This window comes from Pseudomonas sp. UBA7530 (assembly GCF_002479365.1).
Classification (GTDB): domain Bacteria; phylum Pseudomonadota; class Gammaproteobacteria; order Pseudomonadales; family Pseudomonadaceae; genus Aquipseudomonas.
Genome location: NZ_DLMS01000011.1, coordinates 590,302 through 604,856 on the forward strand (window position 1 = coordinate 590,302; position 14,555 = coordinate 604,856).

At 63.7% G+C, this 14,555-nt stretch carries 11 protein-coding genes and 1 pseudogene; 9 read left to right on the forward strand and 3 right to left on the reverse strand.

The features are described from left to right. The first annotated feature begins 210 nt into the window (after positions 1-210). The 9 genes from B2U07_RS16715 to B2U07_RS16755 all read left to right on the forward strand — a co-directional run bounded on the left by B2U07_RS16715 (position 211) and on the right by B2U07_RS16755 (position 12,008). The gene (locus B2U07_RS16715) at positions 211-1,428 is read left to right on the forward strand and encodes a 2-octaprenyl-3-methyl-6-methoxy-1,4-benzoquinol hydroxylase (RefSeq protein WP_275545636.1); all 1,218 of its coding nucleotides are present in this window, start codon (positions 211-213) and stop codon (positions 1,426-1,428) included. A gap of 369 nt (positions 1,429-1,797) precedes the next feature. Beyond that, positions 1,798-2,298, forward strand: a complete 501-nt coding sequence (locus B2U07_RS16720) for a sigma-70 family RNA polymerase sigma factor (RefSeq protein ID WP_275545720.1) — start codon at positions 1,798-1,800, stop codon at positions 2,296-2,298. A 2-nt stretch (positions 2,299-2,300) separates the two neighbouring features. Beyond that, positions 2,301-3,233, forward strand: coding sequence for a FecR domain-containing protein (locus B2U07_RS16725; RefSeq protein ID WP_275545719.1), 933 nt, complete (start codon positions 2,301-2,303; stop codon positions 3,231-3,233). Between the two features lie 194 nt (positions 3,234-3,427). Beyond that, positions 3,428-5,854 (forward strand): TonB-dependent receptor, encoded by a 2,427-nt coding sequence (locus tag B2U07_RS16730; RefSeq protein WP_275545635.1) that lies wholly within the window; start codon positions 3,428-3,430, stop codon positions 5,852-5,854. A gap of 159 nt (positions 5,855-6,013) precedes the next feature. Beyond that, entirely contained in the window at positions 6,014-7,015 is a 1,002-nt protein-coding gene (locus B2U07_RS16735) for an extracellular solute-binding protein (RefSeq protein ID WP_275545634.1), read from the forward strand. A gap of 236 nt (positions 7,016-7,251) precedes the next feature. Beyond that, positions 7,252-8,868 (forward strand): ABC transporter permease, encoded by a 1,617-nt coding sequence (locus B2U07_RS16740; protein WP_275545633.1) that lies wholly within the window; start codon positions 7,252-7,254, stop codon positions 8,866-8,868. 314 nt (positions 8,869-9,182) lie between these two features. Further along, positions 9,183-10,280, forward strand: a complete 1,098-nt coding sequence (gene gcvT, locus B2U07_RS16745; RefSeq protein WP_275545632.1) for a glycine cleavage system aminomethyltransferase GcvT — start codon at positions 9,183-9,185, stop codon at positions 10,278-10,280. A 94-nt stretch (positions 10,281-10,374) separates the two neighbouring features. Continuing rightward, positions 10,375-10,764 carry a glycine cleavage system protein GcvH gene (gene gcvH, locus B2U07_RS16750; RefSeq protein WP_161865714.1) on the forward strand — a complete coding sequence of 130 codons (390 nt, stop codon included), beginning with the start codon at positions 10,375-10,377 and terminating at the stop codon, positions 10,762-10,764. Positions 10,765-11,018: 254 nt separating this feature from the next. Further along, the gene (locus B2U07_RS16755; RefSeq protein ID WP_275545631.1) at positions 11,019-12,008 is read left to right on the forward strand and encodes a cytochrome-c peroxidase; all 990 of its coding nucleotides are present in this window, start codon (positions 11,019-11,021) and stop codon (positions 12,006-12,008) included. On the opposite strand, the gene B2U07_RS23140 is transcribed toward B2U07_RS16755, so the two are convergent. The 3 genes and pseudogenes from B2U07_RS23140 to aguA all read right to left on the reverse strand — a co-directional run bounded on the left by B2U07_RS23140 (position 12,009) and on the right by aguA (position 14,520). Next, positions 12,009-12,467: a methyl-accepting chemotaxis protein gene (locus tag B2U07_RS23140; RefSeq protein ID WP_419096363.1), complete on the reverse strand. Its 459-nt coding sequence runs from the start codon at positions 12,465-12,467 to the stop codon at positions 12,009-12,011. A gap of 87 nt (positions 12,468-12,554) precedes the next feature. Beyond that, positions 12,555-13,328, reverse strand: a pseudogene (locus B2U07_RS23145) (PAS domain-containing protein); the annotation flags it as partial. Positions 13,329-13,413: 85 nt separating this feature from the next. Further along, on the reverse strand, positions 13,414-14,520 hold the full coding sequence (aguA, locus tag B2U07_RS16765) for an agmatine deiminase (protein WP_275545629.1): 1,107 nt from the start codon (positions 14,518-14,520) through the stop codon (positions 13,414-13,416). Positions 14,521-14,555: the final 35 nt, after the last annotated feature.

The window sequence follows — 14,555 nt, forward strand, 5'->3', positions numbered from 1 at the left end:
TGGCAGCGGTTCGTGAGCATGGTCGCCCTTATCGAGAACAAGGCAACCGACTGATTCAGTGGTGAACCAATTACTGTGGGAGCGGACTTGTCCGCGAGTTTTTATCTGGAAACGTTCGCGGACAAGTCCGCTCCCACCTATGTTTGCGAACAGGCAGCGCGTCGTCTGGACTGCGGGGCCGCTCCTACAGCGAAACACTAAGGAATGGATATGCGCGCGGATCTGATCATCGTCGGTGCCGGTATGGTCGGCAGCACCCTGGCCCTGGCGCTCGAGCACAGCGGCCTGGACATCCTGATCGTCGATGGCAGCCCACTCAGCGTTTCGCCGTTCGCTGCGCAGGCGCCGTTCGAGCCGCGCGTCAGTGCGCTGTCGATGGCCAGCCAGCGCATTCTCGAACGCCTGGGCGCCTGGCCAGGCATCGCCGCCCGGCGTGCCTGCCCCTATGGCGAGATGCGCGTGTGGGACGGCTCCGGTACCGGCAGCATCCACTTCTCTGCCGCCAGCGTGCATGCCGAGACGCTCGGGCATATCGTCGAGAATCGGGTGGTGCAGGACGCTCTGCTCGAACGCTTGCATGACAGCCAGATCGGCCTGCTGCCCGGCGCACGGCTGGAGCAGTTGCGCCGCAGTGGTGACGACTGGCTGCTGACCCTCACCGATGGTCGCCAGCTGCGCGGGCCATTGCTGGTGGCCGCAGATGGCGCCAACTCCGCAGTGCGCCGTCTGGCCGGCTGCGCCACCCGTGAATGGGATTATCTGCATCACGCCATCGTCACCAGCGTGCGTTGCGAGCGCCCGCACCAGGCCACCGCCTGGCAGCGCTTCACCGACGATGGCCCGCTGGCCTTCCTGCCGCTGGCGGGGCCAGCCGGCGAGCACTGGTGCTCGATCGTCTGGTCCACCGTGCCGGACGAGGCCGAGCGCCTGATGGCGCTGGAAGATGAAGCCTTCTGCGCCGAGCTGAGCAAGGCCTTCGAACATCGCCTCGGCAAGGTGCTGCACGCCGACCGCCGGCTGTGCATCCCGCTGCGCCAGCGTCATGCCAAACGATATGTGGAACCGGGGCTGGCGCTGATCGGCGATGCTGCGCACACCATCCATCCGCTGGCGGGGCAGGGCGTCAACCTGGGCTTGCTCGACGCCGCGGTGCTCGCCGAGGTGTTGCAGCATGCCGGCGAGCGTGGCGAGAGCCTGAGCGAGGAGCGGGTGCTGAGCCGTTTCGAGCGTCGGCGCATGCCGCACAATCTGGCGATGATGGCGGCGATGGAAGGCTTCCAGCGCCTGTTCCAGGCCGACCCGCTGCCGTTGCGCCTGCTGCGCAACGTTGGTCTCGATCTGGTCGATGGCCAGGCCGAAGCCAAGGCGCTGTTCGTGCGCCAGGCGCTGGGTTTGTCTGGCGACCTGCCGGAGTTGGCGCGGGCCTGAGGCGTTAGCGGGAATGGGGCGCTGCTGGCCATGGCTCCATTTGGCCAGCGAGATGACTGCCCGAATTTCCCGCCATGGCCATTCGCGGACAAGTCCGCTCCCACGGTTCAGCGTTGCCTAGTCGCAGAGCGCTCCGTGTGGGAGCGGGCTTGTCCGCGATCTTTTGGCTGTCGATACCTGCAACGCACGGCAAGCTGAGCGTCCCTACCCCACGATCGATTTTCTAGCTATGACGCCATCCTGGCTCGGCAGTATGAACGGGAGCGTAAGCGAGCACTGATAGCAGAGCGGTCCGTATCGTCACTTGCACGGATTGCCATGTCTGTAGAGAATGAGACAGATTATCATTTGCCTCGTTCGGCCTACGACATGACCGCTCCGGATTCTCGCGCCCTGCATCTTCTCTACACCGAGCACAACAGCTGGTTGCAGGGCTGGTTGCGCAGCAGGCTCGGTAACTCCAGCGATGCTGCTGACCTGGCGCAGGACACCTTCATGCGTGTGTTGGTGGCGCGCAACGTGGCAGCCATTAGAGAACCGCGCTCCTACCTCAGCTCCATCGCCCGTGCGCTGCTGATCGACCGCTTCCGCCGTCGCGCGGTTGAGGATGCCTACCTGGCTGCACTGGCAGCGCGTCCCGAGCCGCTGGATATTTCCCCGGAAACTCGCCTGAGCATCCTCGAAACACTGACCGCCATCGACAGTATGCTCGATGGGCTGGGCGAGCGTACTCGGCGTATTTTCCTCGCCGTGCAGCTGGAGGGGCTGAGCTATGTTGCGGTCAGTGAGCGCCTGGGGGTTTCGGTGACGACAGTGAAGAATCACCTGATACGCGCCATGACCCACTTCCTGCTGTTGGTCGAAGATTGAGTGTGCTCGACCGCCAGGTGCTAGAAGCCGCTGCCACCTGGTATGTACAGCTTAACGGCGCCCCACCCAGTGAGGCCGAATGTCAGGCCTGGCGCGCCTGGGTCGAGCAGCATCCCGCACACGCCGCGGCATGGGCACGGGTAGAGAAACTGCAGCAGCAACTGGGCAGCGTGCCGCAGGACGTTGCCCTGCCGACTCTGGCCGGCGTGCGTGCCCGCCGCCGCGCCGTGCTCAAGACACTGACGATACTGCTTGCTGCTGGCGGCCTGGGAGTCGCCGCTCGCGAGCCTGCGCAAGGTTGGATGGCCGAGCACCGTACCGCAAAAGGGGAGCGCCGAACGTTACGTCTGGTCGATGGCAGTCGACTGGACCTGAACACCGACAGCGCGGTGGATCTGGCTTTTGGCAGCGAGCTGCGCGAAGTGCTGTTGCGCCACGGTGAAATCCTCGTTGAAACGTCAGCGGATACGGCACGACGGCCGTTTATCGTCCATCTGCCGCAGGGCAGCGTGCGGGCACTGGGTTCGCGTTTCAGCGTACGCAGTGAAGGTGGACGGGCGCGGGTGGCTGTGTTCGAACATGCGGTGGAGGTGCGCCCGCAGCACTGGCAGGGCGTGCCGCGTCGCCTAGAAGCCGGACAGACGCTGAGCTTTGACGCGCAAGACATGGGCGCGCCGCAGCTGTTGGCAGCGGGTGAGGGCGCCTGGCGTCAGGGCATGCTCAGTGTGGTCAATGAGCGTCTGGCGGATGTCGTCGCCGAGCTGGCGCGTTATCGGCTTGGCTATCTGCAATGCGCGGCGGAAGTGGCCGACATGCGCCTGTCCGGCGCATTCTCCGTCGACGATACCGAGCTGGCGCTGGAGAACCTCAGCGCCTCGCTGCCAGTGCGCGTGCGTTACCTGACTCGTTACTGGGCACGTGTCGAACCCGTTTGACTGTTCATATCCTGTGGGGAGGGGCTTTAGCCGCGACTGGCGAGTAACAGCTCGCCGCTAAAGCGCCTCCTACAAAATGCGACGAACGATAAAATTTTCACTTATGGGTTGCCGATTTTCATTCTCATCCGGCCAAGCAGGTGAAGTGGCGTTTCCAGCCGCATGTCTGCCCCGCCAACGATAAGGAAAACCGCATGCCCCGATTCACTCCCGCCGCCCGGCCGCTGCTGCGCGCCGTGCAACTGGCCCTGTTCGGTCTGCCCCTGGCGCCGCTCGTTTTGCTGTCCGCTCCGGCTTATGCGCAGGAGCAGGGTGCTTTCGAATACAACATCGCTGCCGGCCCGCTCGATGCTGCACTGAGCCAGTTCGCTACGGCAGCCGGTGTGACGCTGTCGTTCGCCAGCACGCAGGTCAGCGGCTTGCAATCGCCGGGCTTGCAGGGGCGTTATGGTGTCGAGGAGGGATTGGTCTATCTGCTCGCCGGTAGTGGCTTGCAGGCGCAGCGCCAGGCCAATGGTGGCTATGTGCTGGTGAGTGCGGTGCCTGCCGGAGCTGTGGAACTGACGCTGATGACCATTTCCGGCAAGGCGCCTGGCTCGACTACCGAGGGCACCGGCTCCTATACCACCGAGTCCTCCAGTAGCTCGACGCGCCTCAATCTGTCGCTCAAGGAGACGCCGCAATCCGTCACCGTGCTGACTCGCCAGCGCATGGAAGATCAGAAACTCGACAACATCACCGATGCGCTGGACGCTACCACGGGAATCACGGTGATCCGGGAAAGCCTGGGGGCTGACAGCACCGTTTATCTGTCGCGCGGTTTTCCGGTTAACAACTTCGAGATCGATGGCGTACCGACCTCGTCGCGTATGGATAACTACACCCAGAATACGGCGATGTACGACCGTGTAGAGATCGTGCGCGGCGCCACTGGCCTGATCAGTGGCCTGGGCAATCCTTCGGCGACCATCAATCTGATTCGCAAGCGACCCTCCATCGAGCCTCGGGTACAGCTTTCGACCGAGGCTGGCAGTTGGGATCGTTACGGTCTGGGCGTGGACGTTGGTGGTGCGCTGAATGAAAACGGCACGGTACGGGCGCGTTTGGTGCTCGACCACAAGGACCAGCATGCCTGGCTGGATCGCTTCAGCCAGGAGGTGACCACTGGCTATGGGATAAGCGAGTTCGACCTGTCGGATGCGACGCTGCTGACGCTGGGCTTCAGCCATCAGGTCACTCATAGCACGGCGCCGATGCGTACCGGTTTTCCGTTGTTCACCACCGACGGTGGGCTTACGGACATCAAGCGCTCTTTTAATACGGCACCAGATTGGAGCTACTACGACCGCCAGCAGAGCACGCTCTTCACGTCGATCGAGCAACACTTCGGCGACAACTGGAGCGCCAAGCTGGAATACAGCTTCATGCGTAACGACTACGACACTGTAGTCACCTACATGGACGGTGAGATCGATGCAGCGACCGGTGAAGGCGCTTACATCATGCCGACGCGCTGGCAGGCCAAGCCCGAGCAGCACAACCTCGACGGTTATCTGACCGGTTCCTTCTCGCTATTCGGGCGCGAGCACGAGCTGATCAGCGGCGTCACGCTGTCGCGTCTCGAGGAGCGCGGCACGCCGAACTACGGCGGCTGGCAGACCTCCTGGGCAGGCTTCAGTGGCGATATCGACAATATCTACGCCTGGGACGGCAATATCCCCAAGCCGACTTTCACCAAGCGCGGCGATAGCGACCTGACCGAAACTCAGAACGCGGCTTACTTGGCGTCCCGCTGGCGATTGAGCGATCGCGCCAGCCTGATTCTCGGCTCTCGTGTGGTGGATTGGCAGCGTGACAGCGAGAGTCGGATCTACGGCGGGGCGACTACCAAAACCCGTCGTACCGAGACTGGCATCGTCATTCCCTACGCCGGCTTCGTCTATGACCTCAACGACGTATGGACGGCATATGCCAGCTATACGCAGATCTTCAACCCGCAATCGGCTTCGGTGCGTGATGTCAACGGCTCGCCGCTCGATCCGCTGGAGGGCACCGGCTATGAACTGGGTTTGAAGGCCGATTTCTACGACGGGCGCCTCAATACCAGCCTGGCGCTATTCAAGGTCGAGCAGGACAACCTGGCAGTTGCCGACGGTAACCGACTGCAGCCCAATGGTTTCCAGGCTTACCGGCTGGAAAGCGGCACCACCAGCGAAGGTGTGGAACTGGAAATCAATGGTGAGGTCAGCGAGGGCTGGCAGCTCACCGGAGGCTATTCCTACAGCGTCAGCCGCAACTCCGATGATCGCCGCATCGTTACCGAGATTCCGCGTAACAGCGTGAAGATCTTCACCACCTATCGTCTGTCCGGGGCTTTGGACAAGCTCACTGTCGGTGGTGGGGTGAACTGGCAGAGCCGGGTCGGTTACGACCTCAGCTATGCCACCACGCAAAGCAGTTATGCACTGGTTGGCTTGATGGCGCGCTATCAGCTCACGCCCGAGCTATCGGCCGCGGTGAACGTCAACAACCTGTTCGACAAGGAGTACTACACCACCACAGCGGCAGGGCTGTACGGTGCTCCGCGCAATTTCATGACCTCTCTTAAATACAGCTTCTGAAGCGTGTCGTGAGTTGGCGCCTTTCACCGGGCGCTGGCTCGCAGCAGTTGTTTCAGCTTCTGAAACAACTGCTGACTTTTATGGCTGCTTTTACATTGAGAAGGCAAATAGCATTCACTAGTATTCAGCCACTTTGCTTATCCACAAGAGGCTGGTCCCATGAAGGCTCGCAACGCGCTGCTCGCTGCATTCACCCTCAGTACCCTGGCAACTGCCGTCCAGGCCGCCGACGAGGTGGTGGTCTACTCGTCGCGCATCGATGAACTGATCAAGCCGGTGTTCGATGCCTACACCGCCAAGACCGGGGTGCAGGTCAAGTTCATCACCGACAAGGAAGCGCCGCTGATGCAGCGGATCAAGGCCGAGGGCGAGAACGCCGTAGCCGACATGCTGATCACCGTCGATGCCGGCAACCTCTGGCAGGCCGAGCAGATGGGCATCCTGCAGCCGACCCAGTCCGATGTGATCAAGGCCAACATCCCCGCCCAGTATCGCTCCAGCACCGACAGCTGGACCGGCCTGTCGCTGCGTGCGCGGACCATCTTCTACTCCACCGAGCGCGTCAAGCCGGAAGAACTGTCCACCTACGAGGCGCTGGCCGACAAGAACTGGGAAGGCCGTCTGTGCCTGCGCACCAGCAAGAAGGTCTACAACCAGTCGCTGACCGCCACCCTGATCGAAACCCACGGCGCCGAGAAGACCGAGGAACTCATCAAGGGCTGGGTCAACAACCTGGCCACCGACGTGTTCCCGGACGACACCGCGCTGCTGCAGGCCATTGATGCCGGCCAGTGCGATGTGGGCATCACCAACACCTACTACTACGGCCGCCTGCACAAGGAGCAGCCGGACCTGAAGGTCAAGCCCTTCTGGCCGAACCAGAACGACCGTGGCGTGCACGTCAACCTGGCCGGTGCCGGTGTGACCAAGCATGCACCGCACGCCGAGCAGGCCAAGAAGCTGCTGGAGTGGATGACCACCCCGGAAGCGCAAAGCATCTTCGCTGGCGTCAACCAGGAGTTCCCGGCCAACCCGGCGGTCGCTCCGTCTGACGAAGTGGCCGCCTGGGGTACCTTCAAGGCTGACTCCATCGCCACCGAAGTGGCGGGCAAGCGCCAGGCCGAAGCGACCATGCTGATGGATCGCGCCGGCTGGCAGTAAGACCGTATCTGCTTGATCGTGCCCACGCTCCGGCATGGGTACGTCGCCAGTGACGCACCGCGTCACGCCTGCCGGCTTCTGACGCTGGAGCGTCGAGAGCTGCATTCCCACGCGGAGCGCGGGAACGATCATCGATAGCTCGCGAGATCGTACCTTCAGTGGTTCACGCCGCTGCCGTTATACTGCGACGCCCCGCCTAGCCGGGGCGTTGTCTTTTCCGGAATCGAGGAATCCGCGTGCCGCATCCCGTCCAGCGTCGCTGGTATCCCATCGTCCTTGCCGTCGCCGCCCTGGTGCTGATGCCGCTGTCGGTCTTGCTGCTGAGCTGGCATGAGGTCGACCAGCAGATCTGGACGCACTTGTGGCAGACGCAGATGGCGCGGCTGATCGGCAACACGCTGACCCTGGTGCTTGGTGTTGGTGTGGGCGTGACGCTGCTGGGCGTCAGCCTGGCCTGGCTAACCAGTCTCTGCGAATTCCCCGGTCGGCGCTGGCTGGACTGGGCATTGATGCTGCCTTTCGCCATTCCCGCCTACGTGCTGGCGTTCGTCTTCGTCGGCCTGCTGGATTTCGCCGGTCCGGTGCAGACGCTGCTGCGTGAGTGGTTCGGCAGCGGCCTGCGTCTGCCGCGGGTACGCTCCACTGGCGGGGTGATCATCGTGCTGGTGCTGGTGTTCTACCCCTACGTCTACCTGCTCGCCCGTGGCGCCTTCCTGGCTCAGGGCAAGGGCCTGATGGAGGCGGCGCGGGTGCTCGGGCAGAGCCCCTGGCAAGCCTTCTGGCGCGTGGCGTTGCCGATGGCGCGCCCGGCCATCGGTGCCGGTCTGGCGCTGGCGATCATGGAAACGCTGGCCGACTTCGGCGCGGTATCGGTGTTCAACTTCGATACCTTCACCACGGCGATTTACAAGACCTGGTACAGCTTCTATAGCCTGACCAGCGCGACCCAGCTGGCCAGCCTGCTGCTGCTGGCCGTGGCTCTGGTGCTCTACGGCGAGCGTCGCGCGCGCGGCGCAGCGCGGCCGGCCAACGAACGCCCGCGCGGCAAGGCGCTGTATCACCTGCAGGGCTGGAAGGCCTTCGCCGCCAGCGCCTGGTGCGGCCTGGTGTTCGCCTGTGCCTTCGTCATTCCGCTGCTGCAGTTGCTGGTCTGGTTCTGGCAGCGCGGTCGCTTCGATCTCGACGAGCGCTACGCCGGGCTGATCCTGCATACCCTCTACCTGGGCGGTATCGCTGCGCTGATCACGGTCAGCGTGGCCATGCTGCTGGCCTTTGCCCGTCGCCAGGCGCCGACTCGCGGCGTGCGCGTCGGTGTGGCGCTGGGCAATCTGGGCTATGCCTTGCCGGGTTCGGTGCTGGCGGTGGCGATCATGCTGGCGTTCAGCTTTCTCGATCGCGAGCTGGTGATTCCGCTATCCAGTGCATTGGGTGGCGCCGGCAAGCCGCTGCTGTTGGGCAGCCTGTCGGCGCTGCTGGTGGCCTATCTGATCCGCTTCATGGCGGTGGCCTACGGGCCGCTGGAAACCAGCTTGGCGCGCATCCGCCCGTCGCTGCCGGAGGCCTCGCGCAGTCTTGGTGTTGGCGGCTTCGGCCTGTTCTTCAAGGTCTACCTGCCGCTGCTGCTGCCGGGCACCCTGTCGGCCGCGCTGCTGGTGTTCGTCGACGTGCTCAAGGAGATGCCGGCGACCCTGCTGATGCGTCCGTTCGGCTGGGACACCCTGTCGGTGCGCGTATTCGAAATGACCAGCGAAGGCGAATGGGCACGCGCTGCGTTGCCGGCCCTGACCCTGGTGCTGGTCGGCCTGTTGCCAGTGATTCTGCTGATCCGCCGCTCGGCTCGCAGTTTCGGTTGAAAGCCTCTGGTTCCGGCTCTGGACTGACACAGATCAAGGCTAGGAGCACTGCGCGACCTTTGGTCAGATGACCCCCGCAGACCTTGCGGCTACAATGCGCGCCATTCGCGAGTCGGGGTAACCCGGCAAGATTCATCTAGAAGCGTTGCCGAGGCCGCCAGTGCAAGGCGCGGGCAAGCGAGAAACGCCCGGGGTCGCGCCCGACTGTGCTTTTGCACATGAGCATTTCGAGCTTGCCTGTAACGCAGCAATGGCAACGCAGGTAGCTTCTAGGGGTCTGAATCGCTTCGCCAAGCCCGGAAGGAGATTTACCCATGGGACAGCGCACCCCCCTCTATGATCTGCACGTGGCGCTGGGGGCCAAGATGGTGGACTTCGGCGGCTGGGACATGCCGCTGCACTACGGTTCGCAAGTGGAGGAGCATCATCAGGTGCGCCGCGACTGCGGCGTGTTCGACGTCTCGCACATGTGCGTGGTGGACCTGAGCGGCAGCCAGGCGCAAGCCTACCTGCAGCGTCTGCTGGCCAACGACGTGGCTCGTCTGCAAAGCCCGGGTAAGGCGCTGTACAGCGCGATGCTCAACGAGCAGGGCGGGGTGATCGACGATCTGATCGTTTACCTCACCGGCTCTTCTTCCCAGGAGCAGGGCTACCGCCTGGTGGTCAACGCCGGTACCCGTGACAAGGACCTGGCGTGGATGCACGCCCAGGCTGGCGACTTCGATGTACAGCTGCGCGAGCGTCGCGATCTGGCCATGCTCGCCATTCAGGGGCCGAAGGCCCGGGCGCGGGTCTCCGAGCTGCTGACCCAGGCGCGTGCGGCGCTGATCCACGAACTCAAGCCGTTCCAGGGCCTGCCCGAGGGCGACTGGTTCATCGCCCGTACCGGTTATACCGGCGAAGATGGCCTGGAGATCGTGCTGCCGGTGGCCGAGGCGGTGTCCTTCCTCAACGAGCTGGTCGGGGCGGGTATTTCGCCTATCGGCCTAGGCGCCCGCGACACCCTGCGCCTTGAGGCGGGCATGAACCTCTACGGCCAGGACATGGACGAGCAGGTCAGCCCGCTGGCGGCCAACATGGCCTGGACCATCGCCTGGGAGCCAGCCGCGCGTGACTTCATCGGCCGCCCGGCGCTGGAGGCGCAACGCGCCGCCGGTTGCCCGAGCAAACTGGTGGGCCTGGTGCTGGAAGAGCGTGGCGTGCTGCGCGCGCATCAGGTCGTGCGCGTCGAAGGCCTCGGCGAGGGTGAGATCACCAGTGGCAGCTTCTCGCCGACGCTGAACAAATCCATCGCTCTGGCACGGGTGCCGTCACAGACCGGGGATCGGGCCGAGGTGGAGATTCGCGGCAAGTGGTACCCGGTACGGGTAGTCAAGCCGAGCTTCGTGCGTCACGGCAAAACGCTAATTTGAATGATCGGGCCGCGGCGCTGGCTTTCCCTTCTGCCGCGGCCTGCTAAATTGTCCTGACGGCCCGCTTGCCGTCATCGCTTACGAGGAAAGACACATGAGCAATATCCCCGCCGATCTGCGTTATGCCGCCAGCCATGAGTGGGCTCGTCTGGAAGCTGACGGTAGCGTGACCGTGGGCATTTCCGACCACGCCCAGGAAGCCCTTGGCGACGTGGTGTTCATCGAGCTGCCGGAAGTCGGCAAGCAACTGAACGCTGGCCAGGAAGCTGGTGTGGTGGAGTCGGTCAAGGCTGCATCCGATATCTACGCGCCGGTTGGCGGCGAGGTGATCGCGATCAACGAAGCGCTGGCCGACAGCCCGGAAAGCGTCAACAGCGACCCCTACGGCAGCTGGTTCTTCAAACTCAAGCCGAGCGATGCCGGCGAGCTGGACAAGCTGCTGGACGCCGCGGCTTATGAGGCTGCCGCGGACGCCGACGCCTGATCGGCGCGATGTTGAAAGAACCCGCTGCGGCGGGTTTTTTCGTTCTTGCGGCAAGGCTAGATCCGCCGGCTGCAGGCTCCGCGAGCGCAGCGGTGCGCCGAAACGCGCCTTGCCAGGCGGACCTGCTAAATGAAATGAAACAAATCGAATAAGCCGGAAGCATGGGCGACTTGATGCAGATCAAGCCGCACCGGGTTGGCGCTGGGCATGGTCGAGGCATAACCAGATCAGCCAATACCTGAGGAGATACCCACATGCGCACTCTGAGCCTGATGGCCGGGTTGTGCCTGGGCGCCAGCGCCTGGGCCACCGTACCAGCCGACGAACCCGTCCAGCCCATCGCCCCCGCCGAGATCACCGATCCGGCCAAGGTGGAACTCGGCAAGCAATTGTTCTTCGACCCGCGCCTGTCGCGCTCGGGGTTCATTTCCTGCAACTCCTGCCACAACCTGTCGATGGGCGGCAGCGACAACCTGCCCAGCTCCATCGGCCATGCCTGGCAGCAGGGGCCGATCAACTCGCCCACCGTGCTCAACTCCAGCCTCAACCTGGCGCAGTTCTGGGATGGCCGCGCCGCCGACCTCAAGGAGCAGGCCGCCGGGCCCATCGCCAACCCGATGGAAATGGCCTTCACCCACATTCTCGCCCTCGACGTGCTGCGCTCGATCCCGCAGTACCGGGAGTCGTTCAAGGCCGTGTACAAGCACGACGAGATCACCCTCGACGAAGTGACCGATGCCATCGCCGAGTTCGAGAAGACCCTGGTCACGCCCAACTCCCGCTTCGACCTGTGGCTCAAGGGCGATGCCAACGCCATCACCCAGACCGAGCGGGAGGGCTACGAGCTGTTCAAGTCCATTGGCTGCGTGGCCTGCCATAACGGCCCGGCGCTGGGTGGCAACTCATTCCAGAAGATGGGCCTGGTCGAGCCCTATGAAACCAGCAACCCGGCCGAAGGCGTGGCCGGCCTGACCGGCAAGGATGCCGACCGCTTCAAGTTCAAGGTGCCGACCCTGCGCAACGTCGAGCTGACCTATCCCTACTTCCACGACGGTGCCTACTGGAAGCTGGAGGAGTCGGTGGACATCATGGCGCGCCTGCAGCTCGGGCGTAAGCTGAGCGAAGGCGAGATCGGCAAGATCACCGCCTTCCTCAAGACCCTGACGGGCGAGCAGCCGAGCTTCGCCCTGCCGATCCTGCCGCCGTCGAACAACGATACGCCGCGGCCACAGCCGTTCGACTGATCAGTTGTCTTCCAGCGCCTCGGCGAACTGGCGCACGGCATCGACCACCTGCCGTGCGCCCCTCTGGATCTGCTCGATGACATCGCCGGCCTGGTTGACCAGGCCCACACCCTGATCGACCTTGTGCTGGCTCGATTGCATGTTGTTCACCGCGTCTTGCGCCAGGTCGTGGTTGCGCTTGACCACCTCGACGATTTCCACCGTCGCCTGCGCGGTACGCGCTGCCAGGCTGCGCACTTCATCGGCGACCACGGCAAAGCCGCGGCCCTGTTCGCCTGCCCGCGCCGCTTCGATGGCCGCGTTGAGGGCGAGCAGGTTGGTTTGTTCGGCGATGCCGCGGATGGTCTGCACGATGCTGCTGATCGTCTCCGACTGCTGGCTGACTGCGCTGATGCCCTCGGCGGCCCGGGACAATTCGTCGGCAATGCCGCGCACCACCGCCACCGTCTCGCTGATCACCTGGGCGCCATGCCGGGCACTGTCGTCGGTACGCTGGGATACCTCGTAGGCGAGCTTGGCGGCATCGGACTCGGTTTGTTGCTGGTGGACCTGGGCGGTGATGTCACGCGCGAACTTCACCACTTTGTAGAGGTTGCCGCTGGCATCGAAGACCGGGTTGTAAGTCGCACTGAGCCAGACGATATCGCCGTGGCGGTTGATTCTCTGGTAACGACCCGAGAAGAACTCGCCACTGTTGAGTCGCTCCCAGAAGCTCCGGTAAGCCGCTGACTCCGCCTCCTCGCGCGTACAGAACATGCGGTGATGCTTGCCACGAATCTCATCGAGGCGATAACCCATGGTCTGCTCGAAGTTCTCGTTGGCTTCCAGCACCTCACCCTTGAGGTTGAAGGCAATGACCGCCATGGAACGGCTGATGGCCTGCACCATGCTGTTCTGTTCCTGCTCACGAGTGACCTGGGCGGTAATGTCGGTAGCCAGCTTGAGCACGCCTTCGACACGACCGTCTGCGCCCCGGATCGGGTTGTAGCTGGCTTCCAGCCAGACTTCCCGACCCTGTTTGTTGCGGCGGCGGAAGCGTTCGCGGATGTACTCGCCCGCGGCCAGGCGTTGCCAGAAGCGACGGTACTCGGCGCTGGCCTGGTACTCGGGAAAGCAGAACATGCTGTGGTGTTTACCGATGATCTCTTCCAGCCGATAGCCCATGGTGGCCAGAAGATTGTCGTTGGCACTGACGATGGTGCCGTCAGGTTTGAACTCGATCATGGCCGTCGAGCGATCGACGGCAGCCAACCTCGCGAGGGCGGACTGCAACTGCTGATGAGAGGCTTCCAGGTCGCGTTTGAGGGCTTTATTGAACATGGCATGCTCTTCGAGGTAACGGGCTGCTCCCAACCAAGCCTATCGGCTCGGTCAGGATCAACTTGAAGCCCTCTCAGAACAATTTTCAGCCGTTTTGCGGCGCCGGTTGTTGCTGAGTGATGCAATGGATATTGCCGCCACCGAGGAGAATCTCGCGGCCGGGCACCATCACCACACGATGCTCGGGGAACACGCGCTGCAGGATGGCGCGGGCTTCCTCGTCCTTCGGATCATCGAAGCTCGGCGCGACGATGCCGCCGTTGACGATCAGGAAGTTGACGTAGGAGCCGGCCAGGCGCACCTCGGGGCTGCGCTCCTGGCTGCCATCGACGATGTCGACGCCGGCGCATTCTTCGACAGTGGCGTGGAGCGGGCCGGGGATCGGCATCTTGTGCACGGTCAGCTGGCGGCCCTTGGCATCGCGAACGCTCTCCAGCACGCGCATGGCGGCCTGGCAACGCGGATAGTTGGGATCGTTCGCATCCTCGGTCCAGGCCAGCAGCACCTCGCCGGGGCGCACGTAGCAGCAGAAGTTGTCGACGTGGCCGTCGGTCTCGTCGTTGTACAGGCCGTCCGGCAGCCAGATCACCGTATCGATGGCCAGGTGCCCGCGCAGCACCGCCTCGATCTCTTCGCGCGACAGGTGCGGGTTGCGGTTCTTGTTCAGCAGGCACTCTTCGGTGGTGATCAGGGTGCCTTCGCCGTCGACATGGATCGAACCGCCTTCGAGGACGAAACCCTCGGTGCGGTAGCGCTTGCAGCCTTCGATCTCGAGAATCTTGCGCGCCACCTGGTCGTCACGCAGCCAGGGCGAGTACAGGCCGCCATCGAAGCCGCCCCAGGCGTTGAAGGCCCAGTCCACGCCGCGCACTTCGCCGCTGGCGTTGGTGACGAAGGTCGGCCCGGTATCGCGGACCCAGGCGTCATCGGTGGTGATTTCCACCAGGCGAATGTTGTCGTCGTCCAGACGCGCGCGGGCGTTTTCGTATTGCGCGGCGGAGGCGCAGACGGTTACCGGCTCGAACTGGGCGATGGCCTTGGCCACGGCGGTGAAGGCGGCCTGCGCCGGTTTGCCGCCGTTACGCCAGTTGTCCGGGCGCTCGGGCCAGACCATCCAGGTCTTGCTGTGCGGTGCCCACTCGGCGGGCATATGGAAACCATCGGCGCGTGGTGTGGTGTTGAGGGTGGTCATGTTTCACCTGTAGCCCGGATGCAATCCGGGGAGTC

Bases quoted from the DNA above. Each gene is read 5' to 3' on its own strand.
- B2U07_RS16715 (WP_275545636.1), top strand. From the start codon at position 211: ATGCGCGCGGATCTGATCATCGTCGGTGCCGGTATGGTCGGCAGCACC.
- B2U07_RS16720 (WP_275545720.1), top strand. From the start codon at position 1,798: ATGACCGCTCCGGATTCTCGCGCCCTGCATCTTCTCTACACCGAGCAC.
- B2U07_RS16730 (WP_275545635.1), top strand. From the start codon at position 3,428: ATGCCCCGATTCACTCCCGCCGCCCGGCCGCTGCTGCGCGCCGTGCAA.
- B2U07_RS16735 (WP_275545634.1), top strand. From the start codon at position 6,014: ATGAAGGCTCGCAACGCGCTGCTCGCTGCATTCACCCTCAGTACCCTG.
- gcvT (WP_275545632.1), top strand. From the start codon at position 9,183: ATGGGACAGCGCACCCCCCTCTATGATCTGCACGTGGCGCTGGGGGCC.
- gcvH (WP_161865714.1), top strand. From the start codon at position 10,375: ATGAGCAATATCCCCGCCGATCTGCGTTATGCCGCCAGCCATGAGTGG.
- B2U07_RS16755 (WP_275545631.1), top strand. From the start codon at position 11,019: ATGCGCACTCTGAGCCTGATGGCCGGGTTGTGCCTGGGCGCCAGCGCC.
- aguA (WP_275545629.1), bottom strand. From the start codon at position 14,520: ATGACCACCCTCAACACCACACCACGCGCCGATGGTTTCCATATGCCC.